Below are 14,558 nucleotides of genomic sequence, written 5' to 3'. Positions count from 1 at the left end.
GTGATTGGGCGGCGGGGCGCGGTGTGCGGGTGGGCTCACGGGTTCTTCGCGTCACGGCCGCCGGGCCGGGTTCCGTCGAAGGTCAGGCCGAGAGCGGCCACGCACTTGTCGTACTTCTCCCTCAGGTCGTCGTCGCTGTCGCCGCCGGTGAAGATGTGGGCCAGTTCGTAGCTGTAGCTGTCCTGCTGGGGCAGCTCCGACAGGCGCCGGCCCTCGTGGGGCGTGACGTCGACACGGACGCCGGGCAGGTGCTCCTCGATGCGGTCGAGTTCCTCGCGGGTGGGGACGTCGTGCACGGTGGCGTCGGCGAACCAGCGGTAGTACCACTTGGCCGCCGTGCGGTAGGGGCCCCGGCGGTGGGGGAGCCCCGGGTCCTCGCCGCGGGCGAGGCGCAGCATGCAGTGGTGGTTGGGCACCCCGTCGACGTACGCGAACAGTTCCGCGTGGGACTGGGAGTGGCGGGGGTTGATCTCGAGGATGTTCACGGCGTCGGTGCCGGGGTCGTAGAAGAACTCGATGCTGAAGGTCGCGGAGTCCATGCCGATCCGGCGGATCACCCGCTCGGAGACGTCCCGGAGCCGGTGCTGCACCGGCTCCGGCAGCGACGAGGGGTACTGGTGGCGCAGGAAGCAGGGGGAGTCGGGGTAGGTGAGGGAGTCGAGGATGCCGTACACCGTCACGCGGCCGTCGTGGACGTATCCCTCCACCGCCGCCTGCACCCCGGCGATGGCCTCCTCGGCCAGGCACACGGCGCCGCCGACGCCGGCCATCCCGGGGGGCAGTTCGAGTCGGTCGAGGATGTACTCGAAGGGCTTGCCGACGCGGTCGATGCCCGCGCGTATGCGGGCGACGGCGTCGGCGAACTCGCTCTGGTCCCGCACCCCGTAGGCGAGTTCGGACGAGTACGCGAGGGCGGGTTTGAGCCACATCGGGTAGCGCACGCCCTTCGGGGGCCGGGGTTCGGCCGCCTCCAGGTCCACCCGGCCGAAGCGGGGGTGGGCGTCGGTGACCTGCTGCTGTTCGAGGCGGCTCCAGTACTTGTGCTCGCACTTGACGACGGACTCCAGGCTGGTGGTGCGGGTGCCGTACAGCTCGCCGAGGATCGGGACGAGGGTGCTGACGGGGAAGTCCCAGTAGCCGACGATCGCGTCGATCGTGCCGTCGAAGCCGTCCAGGATCTTCCGGGCCTCGGCGATCAGGTCCGGCACCGAGACCTCGCCGTGCTGCAACTCCTCGATGGTCAGCAGTTGGTGGAAGCGGTAGCGGTGCGCGTCCGGCACGGCCGAGAGGGTCGGCAGATTGGCCTCGTCCAGGCCGCAGACAAAGACGTTCTCGCTCACGGGGGATCCCAACTGCTCGACGGTGGAGGGGGATGGCTGATCGAGGTGGCTGGGTACCCGGGTGCCATGGAGCGAATCCCCCGCCTGCGCGCCGGAGGTCAGCCGGCGACGTCGGCCGGGGTCGCCAGCTGTGAGCCGCCGGCCCGGCCGCTCAGGTGGTACACGTGGAAAGCCCGCCGGATGACGGGCTGTGCCACGTTGCGCACCGGTACGCCGCCGCTGGTCATGCCGTGTTCCGTGCCCAGGTGCGCGTGGCCGTGCAGGGCGAGGTCGGCGCCCGCGGTGTCCATGGCCTCGGCCAGCAGATAGCTGCCGAGGAAGGGGTAGATCTCCAGCGGCTCACCGGCCAGCGTGTCGGGCACGGGGGAGAAGTGGGTGAGCGCGACCCGTGTTCCGCAGCCCTTGCCCGCCAGGTCCTCCAGAGCGGTCCGCAGCCCGTCGGCGCAGCGGCGGCTGTAGCGGATGAACTCCTTCATCATCGGTTCGCCGAACTCGCTGCCGCAGCGCCCGACGAAGCCGCCGCCGAAACCCTTGGTGCCGGCGACGCCGACTCGCGTGCCGTCGACGTCGACGACCGTCCCCTGCCCCTCCAGGACCTGCACTCCGGCCTCGCGGAGCACGGCGGTGACGCGCTCCGGCTGTTCGTCGTGGTGGTCGTGGTTGCCGAGGACGGCGATCACGGGGACACCGAGCCCCGCCATCTCGCGGGCGACCACCCGCGCTTCCTCCGGGGTGCCGTGCCGGGTCAGGTCACCGGCCAGGAGCAGCAGGTCGGCACAGTCGGGCAGGGTTTCGAGGGCCGGCCTGAGCAGGCCCTCGCTGTCGAGCCCGAGGTGGATGTCTCCCACAGCCGCGACGCGGATCATGTCACTTCCTCCGGGAGGTCCGGGGCCGCCGTCCCGGCCACGACGATGTCGTACCGGACGGTCAGCCCGGCGAGTTCCTCGTCGACGGTGCGCACGAGTTCCTCGCGGCACCGGGCGGTCGGGACGGTGCCGGTGACCACCACCCCCGGGCCGCGCGCCTCTATGCGCACGCCCAGTTCGCCGAGTTCCTCCGCCGCGAGGCGCTCCTGGAGGTGCGCGATGAGGTAGTCGGTGTTCGGAGCGGTCATGAGTGTCCTCCCTGCGGTGCGGGGCCTTCGGGGGGCGTGATGACGTCGAGACGCTCGAGGAGGTGGAGGAAGGCGTCCGGCATGGGCTGCCCGCCCCGCTCGCGCCGGATCTCCTGCCAGTCGACCTTCTCGCGCAGCAGCCGGGCGATCGGCAGGACGGCACCGAAGTCGCAGTGGTGCTCGGAGAAGGCGCCGATGAGGCTGCGCAGCAGATCGGTCGGTGCCAGGACGGGCATGAACACCGAGTCGACGGGCAACTCCGTCGATCTGTCCAGGAGTTCGGAGGTGACGGGTTCGCCGCCGAGGCGGAAGATCAGGTCGATGTCCTGCCCGAGGCACTTGGCCTTCAGGAGCCAGTCCTCCGGCGGCGTGTACACCTTCAGGCCCGCTTCCCCGAGCGTGAGCGCGACGGCGTCGGCGTCCTCGGGCCGGACGCAGAAGTCGGCGTCGTGCTGGAAGTTGCCCGTGCCGCCGTGGGCGTACACGGCCACGCTGCCGGCGAGCGCGAAGTCGTGGCCGTGCTTCTTGAGGAGGGCCCCGACCTGTTTGGCCGCCTCCAGGATGGCCTGGTTGCGGTCGGGCGGCAGCGGCTGGGTGCTCATGTCGTGCCGCCGTTCGTGCGGGGTGCGGCCCGTGACCGCTCGCAGGTCGGGGTGGCCCGGCTCGTCGCTCGCGACATCGCCCGCCTCGTGGGTCACGGCTGCTCCGTCCGCGCGGGGACGGAGCCGGTCGCCGGTGACGGGGCGGGCCCAGGTGCCGGACCGGGGTCCGGACGGGGGATGGGCGGCACCGGGTCGGGTCCGGGGCGGGGCGGCGTCGGGGGCACCGGGTCGGGCCCGGGGGCGGGCACGGGGCCCGGGGCCGGGCCGGGCTGCGGGTCCGTGGGCCCCGGCGCCGGGGTGGGCCGCGGCGGCGTCGGGTCGTTCGGCGGTGTACTCATCGGGCCCCTTTCCGGGATTCCGGGACGGAGATGGTGTACCGGGTTTCCCCTGCGGGGCATCCCAATCACACCCGCTCACACCCGCACCGGCCCGCCGCACGGCCGCGGACCCCGGGCCGGGCCCGCTGGGCGGGGCGGGTGGCCCCGCGCGTCAGTTCCCGCGCTCGGGCCCGTCCGGCAGCTCCTCCTCGGACACCTCGTGCATCGCGGCCTCCTCGGCACCGGCGGCACCGCCGTCGATGCCCGCGTCGTCGGCGACGAGTTCCTTGGTGGTGTCCGGGTGCGCGCCTTCGTCGGGAGCCACCAGGCGGCCGGAGCGCCCCGTCCCGGTCTCCGGGTGGAGCGGCTCGCCCGCGCCGCCGGGGAGGTCGCCGATGCCGTCCCCCGGGGGCGGCTCCGTCTCGGGTGTCTCCTGGCGGAGCCGTTCGTCGAGGCTCTCGCCCTCGTGCTGCTCCGCGGCCGTGGTGCCCGTCTTGGTGACGCCGAGGGGCTTCTCCGGGGGTGAGTACCCCTCGTCGAGCATGTCGTCGTACGTGCGCTCCTCCAGCGCGTCCTGGAGGTCCAGCGGCGCGGCGTCCTCCTGCTCCTCGTTGTCGCCGGTGGGCTGGTAGGCGTCGTCCGCCATGTTCTGGTCGCTCATGACATGTCGCAGTGCCCGGACGAATGCGTTCAAAACATCAGCGTCGGGTGGGGGAGCGGAGGTGCCCCCACCGAGGTGGGGGCACCTGCTCACAGGTTGTCGCCCCAACCGCCCTGGATCATGGTCTGGAAGGCCCACTTCCCGTCGCGCTTGACGAGGATGTCGGCGTAGCGGAGCTGGGTGCTCTCGCCGTTCGCCGTCATCGTGGAGTCGGTGAAGACGACCGCCATCGCGGGCGAGAGGAACACCGGCGTGCGGGTGGAGTCGAAGGTGATGTCCTGGGGGCCTTCGCCCATCACGTGGGTCATGGTGCCGACGTACTGCTCACGGTCCCACTGCGCCGACCGGCCGTTGCCCGCGGAGTCGTCGCTGACCAGGTTGAGCGGGAAGACGGCGAGGTCGGCCATGGCCTGGATGTCGCGCTTGGCGCTGTGTGCGTCGTAGGCGGCGAACCAGGCGTCCAGGCTCGCACGGTCCTCGGCGGTCGGCACGTATCCGGTCTCGGGGAGGAAGGTCACGCGGGCTCCTGTCGAAGAAGGGAAAGTCGGAAAAAGAGGGGAGAGGAGAGGGGCGGAGAGGGTAGAGAGCAGGGCGAGAGTGGTAGTCAAAGTTGATTACGCTGTGAACTGTATGCCCACGTGAAGCATCTGGTCAAACTTGATTAGGTGTGACGCCGCTCACGAATCCTGGCCATCTGCGCGGATCACGGGAGCGACCGGCAGGTCGAGCGGCATGTCAGCGGCGCGTCAGGGGGGCAGGGCAATCTGATGTGCGTCAAGGGGAACAGCCCGGAGCACACCCGGGCCGCCCCCGAGACAGGGAGAGGTGCCCGGAGTGGTTTATCGGGGACCGGAGTTCGCTTCAGTCGGGTGCAAGCCCACGCAGGTTCGAATCCTGCCCTCTCCGCGACTTCAGCCCCGGCCCGTTCCCTGACGTGCCCTTTCACTGGCGGAGCCGCACCGCGCCCGACTGCGGCAGCTCCCGCAGGTACTGGGCGGCGTGGCGGGCCCGTTCGGCCTGGGGCCGGTGCAGTGCGGCGTTCTGAGGCTGCTGCTCGGCGAGTCTCTCGTGGTGCTCGGCCAGGGCCTCCTGGGCGTCGGCCAGCGCGCGCGCCACCTCGACGAGCTGCTCGCTGAGATGCGCCACCCTGCCGTGGAGCTGCTCGGACGACGGCTCGCAGTCGTCCGCCCGATGCCGTGCCGAGGCCGCCGACTCCAGGTCGACAGCCCGTTGCTCGCGGACGTCGCGGGCGTCGGCACGGCGCAGCGACGCCTTGCTGCGCAGCAGCTTCTGCTCGCTCTCGGCCACCATGGCGCGGGCCCGCTCGATGGCCTCGTACGACCGCCTCCGGTAGCTGGGCACCTTTTCCCCGGAGGCGCGGTCGCGGTGGTCCGCCCGTTTCTCGCGGTCGTCGAGGTCGCGTTCGCGGTCGTCCGCGGCAGTCTCCCGATCGTCGGCACGCTGCTCCCGATCGTCGGCGAGCCGTTCGCGGTCGTCCGCGGCAGTCTCCCGATCGTCGGCACGCTGCTCCCGCTCGTCGGCACGCTGCTCCCGCTCGTCGGCGAGCCGTTCGCGGTCGTCGGCGGCGGAGTCGCGCTCGCTCATGAGTTGTCGGCGCTCGTCGTCGGAGGCGGTCTCGGCCCGGTCGGGATCGGGAGACGGTTCCGTGCTCACGGCCCCAGTATGCCTTCCCGCCGGGCGGGCGGTAAGGCGGCGCAGACCCTGACCGGACATGCCGGCTCGGCCCAGGACCCGACATGCCGGGTCACGGCTCCGCCAGCGGTCCACGACGACCGGACGACGCTTCCCGGACATGGCCGAGTGCCGCCGTTGCCCCGCCCCGGCTTCCGTGTGACGGTCGGCTGGCGCATACGGCCGAACCTCACGAGAGGACCATCATGACGACGACCACGGCAGCGGACACGGGGGCCGGACAGCGGCGGCAGCGCGCCCACCGGACCAGGCTGATACCGGCCGTGGCGGTTCTGACCGCCGGCGGCCTGTTCGCAGCGGGCACGGCCGGGACCGCTCATGCCGCGACCACTGATCGCACCGGGACCACCGCGCACACCGCGACCACCGCGACCACCGCGCACGCCGCCACCGTCGCGCAGGTCGAGAACGCGGCACCGGCTGTCGCCTTCGGGACGCTGCCGCCGGAGGAGCAGGAGCAGCTCCGTCAGATCGCCGCCGCCATCTGGCCGGACCAGGCCGCGGGCTGGGACATGAACACGGACGTCGCCGACGTGCTCTCCCGGGCCACCGGCGAGATCCTGCGCTGCTCCGAGGCGTTCGCGCTCGTACCGAGGCCGCCGGGGTTCCTGCCCGGCCTCGGCTATCTGCGCGCCTACTGGAAGCAGCTCCGCGACTACTTCCTCGTCGTCAAGGAGAACCGGACGTACCGCGTCTGCGTCGTGAACGCCGCGCGGAACCACCGCACCGCGATGGAGCTGGCCTCCATGGGCGTCTGAGTGCCTGTACCCGGGCTGCGTCGATGTCGGGGGACCGCAGCCCCAGTTCGAGGTCGCTGCCCGAGAAAGCTCTCCCGCGCCGCTCGGTGACCATGACGTCGCACCGGCGGCACGGTAGCCCGCCCGGACGCCGACGGGCTGCGGGACGGACCGCGGGCGATGATCCTTGCGTGAACGGCGTGTGCGCCGGGGAGCCGCGGGAACACGGTGCCTCGGCACGGCCCTGGATCCACCGGCCGGACGGCGTGGGCCCTCGCAGGGCGGGCGAAGGAGGCTGGGATGGCAGTGGGTGCGAGCCACGGGAGCGCAGGGGCCGGGACCGGCACGCTCACGACCTCCGTACCGGCACGGCTCGACCGGCTGCCGTGGTCGCGCTGGCACTGGACGGTCGTCATCGGGCTCGGCACCGTCTGGATCCTGGACGGCCTCGAGGTCACCGTCGTCGGCAGCATCGCCAGCCGGCTGTCCGAGGAGGGCAGCGGACTGCCCATCAACGCGTCGCAGGTGACCGGTGTGGCCGCCGCGCTCTACGTGGCGGGAGCGTGCTCGGGAGCCCTGTTCTTCGGCTGGCTCACCGACCGCTTCGGCCGCAAGAAGCTCTTCCTGATCACGCTGGCCGTCTATCTCGCGGCCACGGCGCTCACCGCGGTGTCCTTCTCCAGCTGGTGGTTCCTCGCGTTCCGCTTCCTGACGGGCTTCGGCATCGGCGGTGAGTACGCGGCCATCAACTCGGCCGTCGACGAGCTGATCCCGTCCCGGTACCGGGGGCGCGTCGACCTCATCATCAACGGCAGCTTCTGGCTCGGCGCGGTCGGCGGTGCCCTGCTCTCCGTGCTCGCGCTGAACACGGACATCTTCGCGCCCGACGTGGGCTGGCGGCTGACGTTCGCCCTCGGCGTCGTACTCGGCCTGGTCATCCTGCTCGTACGCCGCAACGTCCCGGAGAGCCCGCGCTGGCTGTTCATCCACGGGCGCGGCGACGAGGCCGAGGAACTGGTGCGGGGGGTGGAGGAGAAGATCACCGAGGAGAAGGGCGATCCACTGCCCGAACCGGCGGGCGAGATCACCGTCCACGCCCGCAAGAGCATCGGCTTCGGCACGGTGGCCAGGACCGTCCTCTCGACCTACCGCAAGCGCTCGGTGCTCGCGTTCTCGCTCTTCATCGGGCAGTCGTTCCTCTACAACGCGATCACCTTCGGCTTCGGCGCCATCCTCACCACGTTCTTCGACGTCCCGAGCGGATCCACGGGCTACTACTTCGCGGTGATGGCCGTCGGCAACTTCCTGGGACCGCTGCTGCTCGGCCGCCTCTTCGACACCGCCGGCCGCCGGATCATGATCTCCGGTACGTACGTCCTGTCCGGCCTGCTCCTGTTCGGCACCGCCTGGCTCTTCGACGGCGGGCACCTGAACGCCGACACCATGACGGCCTGCTGGTGCGTGGTGCTCTTCTTCGCGTCCGCGGGTGCGAGCTCCGCGTATCTGACCGTCAGTGAGATCTTCCCGATGGAGACCAGGGCGATGGCCATCGCCTTCTTCTATGCCATCGGCACGGCGGCCGGAGGCATCAGCGGCCCGCTGCTCTTCTCGAAGCTCACGGAGACGGGTGTCGTCTCCGACACGGTGCTCGCCTTCCAGATCGGCGCGGGCCTGATGACGCTCGCGGGCCTGGTGGCCGCCGTGCTCGCGGTCCCCGCCGAGCGGCGCTCGCTTGAGGACATCGCGACGCCGCTGTCGGCGTCGGCCCCCGCGACGGCCGGGCGGGGCTGAACCGCCCCGGGCCCCCGGAGCTGAAGTCCCGAGCCCCGGGGGCTGAAATTCCCCGGGCCCCGGTGGGTCAGCCGGGTGAGTCCTCGGGGTGCGCCTGCGTCTTCAGCCGCCAGTACTCGCCCAGGCAGATCTCCGGCAGCGGCGGGAACCGGTGCCCGCGCACATCGGTGCTCCAGTGGTGCTCGCCGCCGCAGTCGCATTCGTAGATCCCGCTGGAGGGGACGATCTCGCCGGGGTGCCAAAGGGTCTGTTCATCGCTCATGACTCAGGTCTACGACGACCTCGCGCACGCCGCGACCGTTAGTCACACGAACAGCTCCCGGCTAACATGATCCCGCCTCACTAACGATCGCCCTGATCGCTGGTCCTCCGCAGGAAGCCCCGCTATCTAGCGCAAAGTGAGATATATAGCCAATATCTAACAAAACGGCCAAACCATTGATATCTATAGCATCGCGAATGTTTTCAAAAGAGAATTGTGCGAGGGTGTTCGCCGCGTGGCGTCAGCCGCGGGCGATGTTGTGGACAGCGGCGACCGCGGTGGCCGTCGGTTTTCTCATCGCCCTCGAGATCGCCGCCCGCCATTACGGACTGCCCGGCCCGATCGCCAATCAGGCGCGCGAGGTGATTTTCGCTCCCGCGTCCGGGCCGCTCCTGTATGCCGGTATGGCATTGATGATGGTGGTGCTCACGTGGCGGCAGCGGTATATCGCCTTCGGTGTCGCCGTCGGAATCGATGTCGTCTTCGCTCTGGTGCGGCTGCCTTTCGACGCCAAGATGATGTTCGGCAATGGCGCGCTGTGGGTGATTCTGGGCTGTGCGGTCATCGCCGTCACGCGCCGCACCGGCGCGGAACGCGTCCTGCTTTTGAAGGGTGTCGGCCTCGGCCTGCTCCTCGTGGCGGGCCGCAAGACCGGTGACGCCTGGCTCCTGATCACGTCGAAGACCCGTCCGACGGTGCTCGACCAGTATCTGGCGACCGCGGACCACGCGCTGGGCAACCCGTCGTGGGTGGTGGGGCGGATGGTCAGGGCCACCGGGCCCGTGGGCTCGCACTTCCTCGACTTCGTCTATGTACAGCTGGCGGTGGCGGCGGTCCTGGTCGCCCTGTACCAGCTGCGCAACGTGGCGGTCGAGCGCCGCTTCCCCGGCCACCATCTGGTGCGCACCTTCCTGGTGATCGGCCTTCTCGGGCCGGGCATCTACATGATCTTCCCCGTGGTCGGACCGGTCTTCGCCTTCGGCCCCGACGGCGGGCAGTGGGCGATCGCCGACCTGTGGCCGGACACGCTGCCGGCGCACGTGCCCGCTTCGATGCCGTTCGACGAGATCACCCCGCGCAACTGCATGCCCAGCCTGCACACGGCATGGGCCACCGTCATCTTCATTCATTCCCGCAAGGGGCCACGGGTCCTGCGGTACGCGGGTGCCTTCTGGCTCCTCGCCACGCTCGGCGCGACGCTGGGATTCGGCTACCACTACGGCGTCGACATCATCGCCGGAGTGGTGTTCGCGGTCACGATCGAGGTGGCCATGCGCTCGCTGGACCGCGGCTGGGACCGCTCGGGAATTCAGCTGGTCGTGCACGGCACGGTGGTTTTCGCCGCCCTGCTGGTGTCGTACCGCTATCTGCCGACGGAAATGGCCAGGTATCCGTGGGTGTTCGGGCCCCTGCTCATTCTGGCGATGGCCTCCGTGATACACGGCTACATACGGACCACCAGGCAGTGGGAGCCGAAGATCGCGCCGGTGCCGAAACCGGAACCGCAGCCCGAACTCGTCTGAGTGGTGCGGCGCCGGGGCGCGCCCTACGGTGAAGGGAAGCAGGGAGGGGCGCACATGACCTGTGTGCGCCCCTCAAGGGCCTCTGCTCTTGTGAGGGCCTCTGCTCTTGCGCTTGCCCTCGCGCTCGCTCGTACTCGGAGACCTCGGGGCAGTCCGGAGGTTCGTCATGCCCCGCCCCGTATGGTCCGGCGCCATCAGTTTCGGTCTCGTCACCATCCCGATCAAGGTGGTCGCCGCCACGGAGGACCACTCCATCCGCTTCCACCAGTACCACCTGGAGGACATGGGGCGGATCCGCACCCGCAAGGTGTGCGAGATCGAGGACCGGGAGGTCGGCCAGGACGAGATCGGCAAGGGGTACGAGGTGTCCAAGGACACCCTTGTCGCCGTCTCGGACGAGGAACTCCGCGAGATCCCGCTGCCGACCGCCAAAGCGATCGAGATCGCCGCGTTCGTCCCGTACGAGAGCATCGACCCGATACGCATCCGGGAGGGCTACTACCTGGAGCCCGACGGCGGCGTCGCGGCTAAGCCGTACACGCTGCTGCGGAAGGCCCTGGAGCGGAACGCGAAGGCGGCCGTCGCCAAATTCGCCTGGCACGGCCGCGAGCGGCTCGGTCTCCTCCGCGTCCGCGACAACGCCATCGTCCTGCACGCGATGCGCTGGCCCGACGAGATCCGCTCCCCGGAGAGCCTCGCCCCGAAGGACGTCGACATCGACGACGGCGAGATCGACCAGGCCGTCCAGCTCATCGACTCCATGACGCGCGAGGAAGGGATCGAGGGCGCGGAGTGGGCCGCCGACCGGTACACGGAGGCCCTGGAGGATGTCATCCACGCCAAGGCGGAGGGCAGGAAGCCGCCCCGTGCGGAGACGGAGGAGGCGTCCTCCGGCGAGGTCGTCGACCTCATGGCCGCGCTCGAACAGTCCGTGCGGCGGGCGCGCAGGACCCGCGGCGAGACCGAGGGCGAGTCCGGCGGCGACGCGGACGTGCACGAGCTGAAGCCGAAGAGGTCCGGGGCTGCCCGGAAGCGGACGGCGGCGAGCAAGTCCTCGCAGAGCAAGTCCTCGCAGAGCAAGTCCACGGCCGAGTCCGCGGCGAGCAAGTCCTCGCAGAGCAAGTCCACGGCCAAGCCCACGGCGAAGAAGTCCGCCTCCGAGAAGTCCGCCACCAAGAAGTCCGCGGCGGCGAAGTCGACCACGGCCAAGAAGAGCGCGGCCACGAAGAGTTCCGCCAGGACGACTTCCGCCAGGACGAGTTCCGCCAAGAAGAGCCCGGCGAAGAAGGCGGCGTCCGGCGGGCAGCGACGCAGCGCCTGACCGGGGCGACGCCGGAAACGGGCGCATGGCGCGCCGGGGCTTCGCCCACCCCGGGCGCGCCGGCGCCGCCGCGGCCGCTCCCCGCGCCGGACGCCGCACGACCTCTAGCGCCCGTCAGCTCTCCGGTCGGCACGGCCCCCGGCCCCGAGCGGACCGCTGCCGGGGTCGGTCACGCCCGCGTCGAGACGGGGGAGCCGACGGCGGGCCACCCGCAGCACCACCGGGGGCAGGGCGGCACGCAACGGCTGTACGAGGCGGAGCCAGGAGGGCACGTACACGGCCGTGCAGCGGTGTTCCACGGCCCGCACGAGGCGTGCGGCCACCGCCGCCGGGTCCGAGGTGCCGCGAGCGGGCGGCGGCATGCTCGTGCGCAGGCCCCGCAGGAGACGGTGCCGGTCGAGGTCGCGCACCATGCCGGTGTCCACCCAGTTGAGGTAGGCGACGCCCACGGCGACGCCCCGGTGTGCCGTCTCGGCCTGGAGCGTGTGCGCCAGGGCCTCCACCCCGGCCTTGGAGACGCAGTAGGCGCTGAGCAGCGGCGCCGCCCCGATCGCCGCGAGGGAGGCGATCTGAAGGAAGTAGCCCGAGGTGGCTAGCAGGTCCGGCAGGAAGACGCGGGCCGTGTGGGCGCTGCCGACGACGTTCACGTCGATCACGCGGCGCCAGTCGTCCGGGTCCGACGCGAGGAAGGGCCCGCCCTCCGCGACCCCGGCGTTGGCGATCACCACGGACGGGGGCGTCAGACGGGTGCGGACCTCGTGGGCCGCGGCGTCGAGCGCGGCGAGGTCGGTGACGTCGACCTCCCGGACCAGCGTCGCGGTGGGCAGCGCCGCGGCGGTGGCAGCGAGGGCTTCCTTCTCGTGGCCGAGCAGCGCGATCCTGGCGCCCCGCCGAGCCAGCTCGTGCGCGAGGGCCGCGCCGATCCCACGCGCCGCCCCGGTCACCACGACCGTCCGGTCGCAGAGCGGTCCGGTGCGCATGAGTGGTTCTCCCTCCACAGCGGCGCGCGACACCCTCTTCAGCGGCCTCACCTCAGTGTTTTTCGGCGTTCCTCGGCATCTCTCGGTTTCCCTCAGCGTTTGCGCCCCGTACGGTCGCGGCGGGCGAGGAGGCGCTGCGCACGGGGCAGGCCGGGGAGCCGGTGGCGGCGGAGTGCCGCCCGTGCGGCGTTGGCGCCGGGCGCACCGTGCACCCCGCCGCCGGGGTGGGCCCCCGAGGAGGCCAGGTACAGGCCCGCCACGGGTGTTTCGGGCCGCCCGGTGCCCGGCACGGGCCGGAAGAAGAGCTGCTGGTGCAGGGCGGTCGTACCGCCGTTGATGGCCCCGCCGACGAGATTGGCGTCCATGGACTGCAAGGTGGGCGGCGCGAGGACGCGCCGCGCGCGGACCAGGGAACGGAACCCCGGCGCGAAACGCTCGACCTGACGCTCCACCCGGTCGGCCATCGACTCCGCCTCCTTGGCGTCCCACCGGCCGCTGAGACCCTCGTCCGCGGCGTCCGCGCGGACGTCCTGCGGTACGTGGGTGTAGGCCCAGGCGGACTCGGTGCCCAAGGGGGAGCGGGTCGGGTCGGCGGTGCTCATCTGGCCGAACAGCAGGAAGGGGCGGTCGGGGACCAGGCCAGCGGCGATCTGCGCGGCGAAGCGGGTCAGCTCGTCCATGCCGTCGGCCAGATGGACGGTCCCGGCGCGAGCGGCCTGCTCCGCCTCCCAGGGCACGGGACCGTCGAGGGCCCAGTCCACCTTGAACGTCGCGAAGTCCCACTGGAAGCGGCGCAGATCGTCCAGGAGGCGGCCGGGCAGATGTTCCGCTTCGACGAGGTCGCCGTACAGGGCGGGTACGGAGACGTCGGCGAGCACGGCCCGGCGCGCGCCGACCGTGTCTCCCGCGGCCGTGCGCACACCGACGGCCCGCCCGTCCCGTACGAAGATCCGCTCCACCCGCTGCCCGCAGTGCACGCTTCCGCCGCGGGCGTGCAGCCGCCCCACCAGCGCGCGGGTCAGGGCACCGGAGCCGCCGACCGGCACCGGAAAGCCGTAGGTCTGTCCGAGCATCGACATCAGCCAGCCGAAGCCGCCGCTGCCCGCCGCCTCCGGCGCGAGGTCGGCGTGCAGCGCGTTGCCCGCGAGGAGCAGCCGTCCGCCCTCCCCCTGGAACTCCTCCTCGCCCAGGCGGCGTACGGGAAGGAGCAGGGACCGCGCCAGGCGGAGCCCGCCGCCCGCCCGCAGCCGCAAGGCGAGCCGCGCCCCGGCCCGTACCGGAGGGAAAGGGGTGAAAAGGGCGTCGATGAGGGCGGGACGCAGCTCCTCCCACACACCGTGCAGCCGGACCCACGCGTCGCCGTCGCCCGCCGCGAAGGCGTCCAGGGACGCGGCGGTCGCGTCGACTTGCCGGTCGAGTACGGCGCACGTCCCGTCGGTGCGCGGGTGGGCGAGGACGGCGGGGGCGTGGGCCCAGCGCAGGCCGTGGTCCTCGAGGCGCAGCCCGGCGAGGACCGGTGAGGCGGCAGCCAGCGGATAGAAGGAGCTGAAGAGGTCGGTCACGAAGTCCGGGTCGACGTCGTGGTCGTGGCGCACCGCGCCCCCGGGCTCGGCCTGCGCCTCCAGGACCCGCACGCTCCATCCGGCGTCGGCCAGCAGGTTGGCGGCCACGAGCCCGTTGGGTCCGGCCCCGATCACCACGGCGTCAGGCATGGACGCGGCCCCTGCCGCCGTGTTCGCAGAGCCGCGCGAGGCGGCCGAGCATGGCGCGGTGCCGCAACTGGATCAGCGCCTCGAACCCCATGTTGTGCAGCCGCCCGCCGGCGCCTTGCAGCGGGTGCTCGTCCAGGATCACCAGGCAGTGCTCACCCCAGGGACGCAGCTCCACGGAGATGCGTGCGGTGCCCAGCGGACCGGCGTGCGCCTCCAGCTCCAGGGCGGAGCCCTCCTCGCAGCGGCGCACGACCGTCCGGTTGGCCAGCCGCAGCGGCCCGAGGCGGATCTCGTAGGCGATGACCGCGTCCCGCTGGGGCCAGTGGCCCTCCACCGGGTGGGACTCGGAGGTACCCACGACCCACTCGGCGTACTGATTGCCGTCGGCGAGCACGGCCCAGACGTCCTCGGGCCGCCGTTTGACCAGTCGGTGGCGGACAGCCACATCGGCCTCCTGCTGTTTCGTCGTTCCCTCCGCTTTCGGA

The 14,558-nt window shown here is 71.5% G+C and carries 15 protein-coding genes and 1 tRNA gene; 5 read left to right on the top strand and 11 right to left on the bottom strand.

The window, feature by feature from the left end; translation table 11 throughout:
• Positions 1 to 35 precede the first annotated feature (35 nt).
• From GPA10_RS29000 to GPA10_RS28975, 6 genes are all read right to left on the bottom strand, one after another.
• Positions 36 to 1,340 (bottom strand): ATP-grasp domain-containing protein, encoded by a 1,305-nt coding sequence (locus GPA10_RS29000; protein ID WP_343041433.1) that lies wholly within the window; start codon positions 1,338 to 1,340, stop codon positions 36 to 38.
• Between the two features lie 98 nt (positions 1,341 to 1,438).
• Positions 1,439 to 2,206 carry a metallophosphoesterase family protein gene (locus GPA10_RS28995; RefSeq protein ID WP_058850896.1) on the bottom strand — a complete coding sequence of 256 codons (768 nt, stop codon included), beginning with the start codon at positions 2,204 to 2,206 and terminating at the stop codon, positions 1,439 to 1,441.
• A complete protein-coding gene (locus GPA10_RS28990; RefSeq protein WP_157168059.1) occupies positions 2,203 to 2,454 on the bottom strand; it encodes a hypothetical protein in 252 nt (83 codons plus the stop codon). Before GPA10_RS28990 ends, GPA10_RS28995 begins: the two co-directional genes overlap by 4 nt.
• Entirely contained in the window at positions 2,451 to 3,101 is a 651-nt protein-coding gene (locus GPA10_RS28985; protein ID WP_246259989.1) for a nucleotidyltransferase family protein, read from the bottom strand. Before GPA10_RS28985 ends, GPA10_RS28990 begins: the two co-directional genes overlap by 4 nt.
• Before the next feature lie 444 nt (positions 3,102 to 3,545).
• Entirely contained in the window at positions 3,546 to 4,034 is a 489-nt protein-coding gene (locus GPA10_RS28980; protein ID WP_058850898.1) for a DUF5709 domain-containing protein, read from the bottom strand.
• A gap of 89 nt (positions 4,035 to 4,123) precedes the next feature.
• Positions 4,124 to 4,552, bottom strand: a complete 429-nt coding sequence (locus tag GPA10_RS28975; RefSeq protein WP_343041431.1) for a DUF4440 domain-containing protein — start codon at positions 4,550 to 4,552, stop codon at positions 4,124 to 4,126.
• 301 nt (positions 4,553 to 4,853) lie between these two features.
• Here GPA10_RS28975 and GPA10_RS28970 point away from each other — a divergent pair.
• A tRNA-OTHER gene (locus tag GPA10_RS28970) sits at positions 4,854 to 4,940 on the top strand.
• Positions 4,941 to 4,976: 36 nt separating this feature from the next.
• On the opposite strand, the gene GPA10_RS28965 is transcribed toward GPA10_RS28970, so the two are convergent.
• Positions 4,977 to 5,708 (bottom strand): hypothetical protein, encoded by a 732-nt coding sequence (locus GPA10_RS28965; protein WP_157168058.1) that lies wholly within the window; start codon positions 5,706 to 5,708, stop codon positions 4,977 to 4,979.
• Between the two features lie 224 nt (positions 5,709 to 5,932).
• Here GPA10_RS28965 and GPA10_RS28960 point away from each other — a divergent pair, with 224 nt between their 5' ends.
• A complete protein-coding gene (locus GPA10_RS28960) occupies positions 5,933 to 6,505 on the top strand; it encodes a hypothetical protein (RefSeq protein WP_246259958.1) in 573 nt (190 codons plus the stop codon).
• A 279-nt stretch (positions 6,506 to 6,784) separates the two neighbouring features.
• Positions 6,785 to 8,275, top strand: coding sequence for an MFS transporter (locus GPA10_RS28955; RefSeq protein ID WP_157168057.1), 1,491 nt, complete (start codon positions 6,785 to 6,787; stop codon positions 8,273 to 8,275).
• A gap of 67 nt (positions 8,276 to 8,342) precedes the next feature.
• Here GPA10_RS28955 and GPA10_RS28950 read toward each other — a convergent pair whose 3' ends face one another.
• Entirely contained in the window at positions 8,343 to 8,537 is a 195-nt protein-coding gene (locus GPA10_RS28950) for a hypothetical protein (protein ID WP_058850903.1), read from the bottom strand.
• A gap of 254 nt (positions 8,538 to 8,791) precedes the next feature.
• Between GPA10_RS28950 and GPA10_RS28945 the strand changes: the two genes are divergently transcribed.
• Complete coding sequence (locus GPA10_RS28945) at positions 8,792 to 10,060, top strand: phosphatase PAP2 family protein (RefSeq protein ID WP_157168098.1); 1,269 nt, start codon at positions 8,792 to 8,794, stop codon at positions 10,058 to 10,060.
• A gap of 166 nt (positions 10,061 to 10,226) precedes the next feature.
• Complete coding sequence (gene ku, locus GPA10_RS28940) at positions 10,227 to 11,381, top strand: non-homologous end joining protein Ku (protein ID WP_157168056.1); 1,155 nt, start codon at positions 10,227 to 10,229, stop codon at positions 11,379 to 11,381.
• A gap of 104 nt (positions 11,382 to 11,485) precedes the next feature.
• On the opposite strand, the gene GPA10_RS28935 is transcribed toward ku, so the two are convergent.
• The 3 genes from GPA10_RS28935 to GPA10_RS28925 form a co-directional block, all read right to left on the bottom strand.
• Positions 11,486 to 12,361, bottom strand: a complete 876-nt coding sequence (locus GPA10_RS28935; protein WP_157168055.1) for a short-chain dehydrogenase/reductase — start codon at positions 12,359 to 12,361, stop codon at positions 11,486 to 11,488.
• A 92-nt stretch (positions 12,362 to 12,453) separates the two neighbouring features.
• On the bottom strand, positions 12,454 to 14,073 hold the full coding sequence (locus GPA10_RS28930) for a phytoene desaturase family protein (protein WP_157168054.1): 1,620 nt from the start codon (positions 14,071 to 14,073) through the stop codon (positions 12,454 to 12,456).
• Entirely contained in the window at positions 14,066 to 14,518 is a 453-nt protein-coding gene (locus GPA10_RS28925) for an SRPBCC family protein (RefSeq protein WP_343041430.1), read from the bottom strand. The genes GPA10_RS28930 and GPA10_RS28925 overlap by 8 nt, the downstream gene beginning before the upstream one ends.
• Positions 14,519 to 14,558 lie beyond the last annotated feature (40 nt).

It is taken from the genome of Streptomyces typhae (assembly GCF_009755605.1).
GTDB classification, from domain to species: domain Bacteria; phylum Actinomycetota; class Actinomycetes; order Streptomycetales; family Streptomycetaceae; genus Streptomyces; species Streptomyces typhae.
Note: the sequence above shows the minus strand (reverse complement) of the source record. Positions and strands in the feature narration are given on the sequence as shown.

Bases quoted from the DNA above. Each gene is read 5' to 3' on its own strand.
- GPA10_RS28945 (WP_157168098.1), top strand. From the start codon at position 8,792: ATGTTGTGGACAGCGGCGACCGCGGTGGCCGTCGGTTTTCTCATCGCC.
- GPA10_RS28950 (WP_058850903.1), bottom strand. From the start codon at position 8,537: ATGAGCGATGAACAGACCCTTTGGCACCCCGGCGAGATCGTCCCCTCC.
- GPA10_RS28930 (WP_157168054.1), bottom strand. From the start codon at position 14,073: ATGCCTGACGCCGTGGTGATCGGGGCCGGACCCAACGGGCTCGTGGCC.
- ku (WP_157168056.1), top strand. From the start codon at position 10,227: ATGCCCCGCCCCGTATGGTCCGGCGCCATCAGTTTCGGTCTCGTCACC.
- GPA10_RS28960 (WP_246259958.1), top strand. From the start codon at position 5,933: ATGACGACGACCACGGCAGCGGACACGGGGGCCGGACAGCGGCGGCAG.
- GPA10_RS28990 (WP_157168059.1), bottom strand. From the start codon at position 2,454: ATGACCGCTCCGAACACCGACTACCTCATCGCGCACCTCCAGGAGCGC.
- GPA10_RS28955 (WP_157168057.1), top strand. From the start codon at position 6,785: ATGGCAGTGGGTGCGAGCCACGGGAGCGCAGGGGCCGGGACCGGCACG.
- GPA10_RS28995 (WP_058850896.1), bottom strand. From the start codon at position 2,206: ATGATCCGCGTCGCGGCTGTGGGAGACATCCACCTCGGGCTCGACAGC.
- GPA10_RS28980 (WP_058850898.1), bottom strand. From the start codon at position 4,034: ATGAGCGACCAGAACATGGCGGACGACGCCTACCAGCCCACCGGCGAC.
- GPA10_RS28935 (WP_157168055.1), bottom strand. From the start codon at position 12,361: ATGCGCACCGGACCGCTCTGCGACCGGACGGTCGTGGTGACCGGGGCG.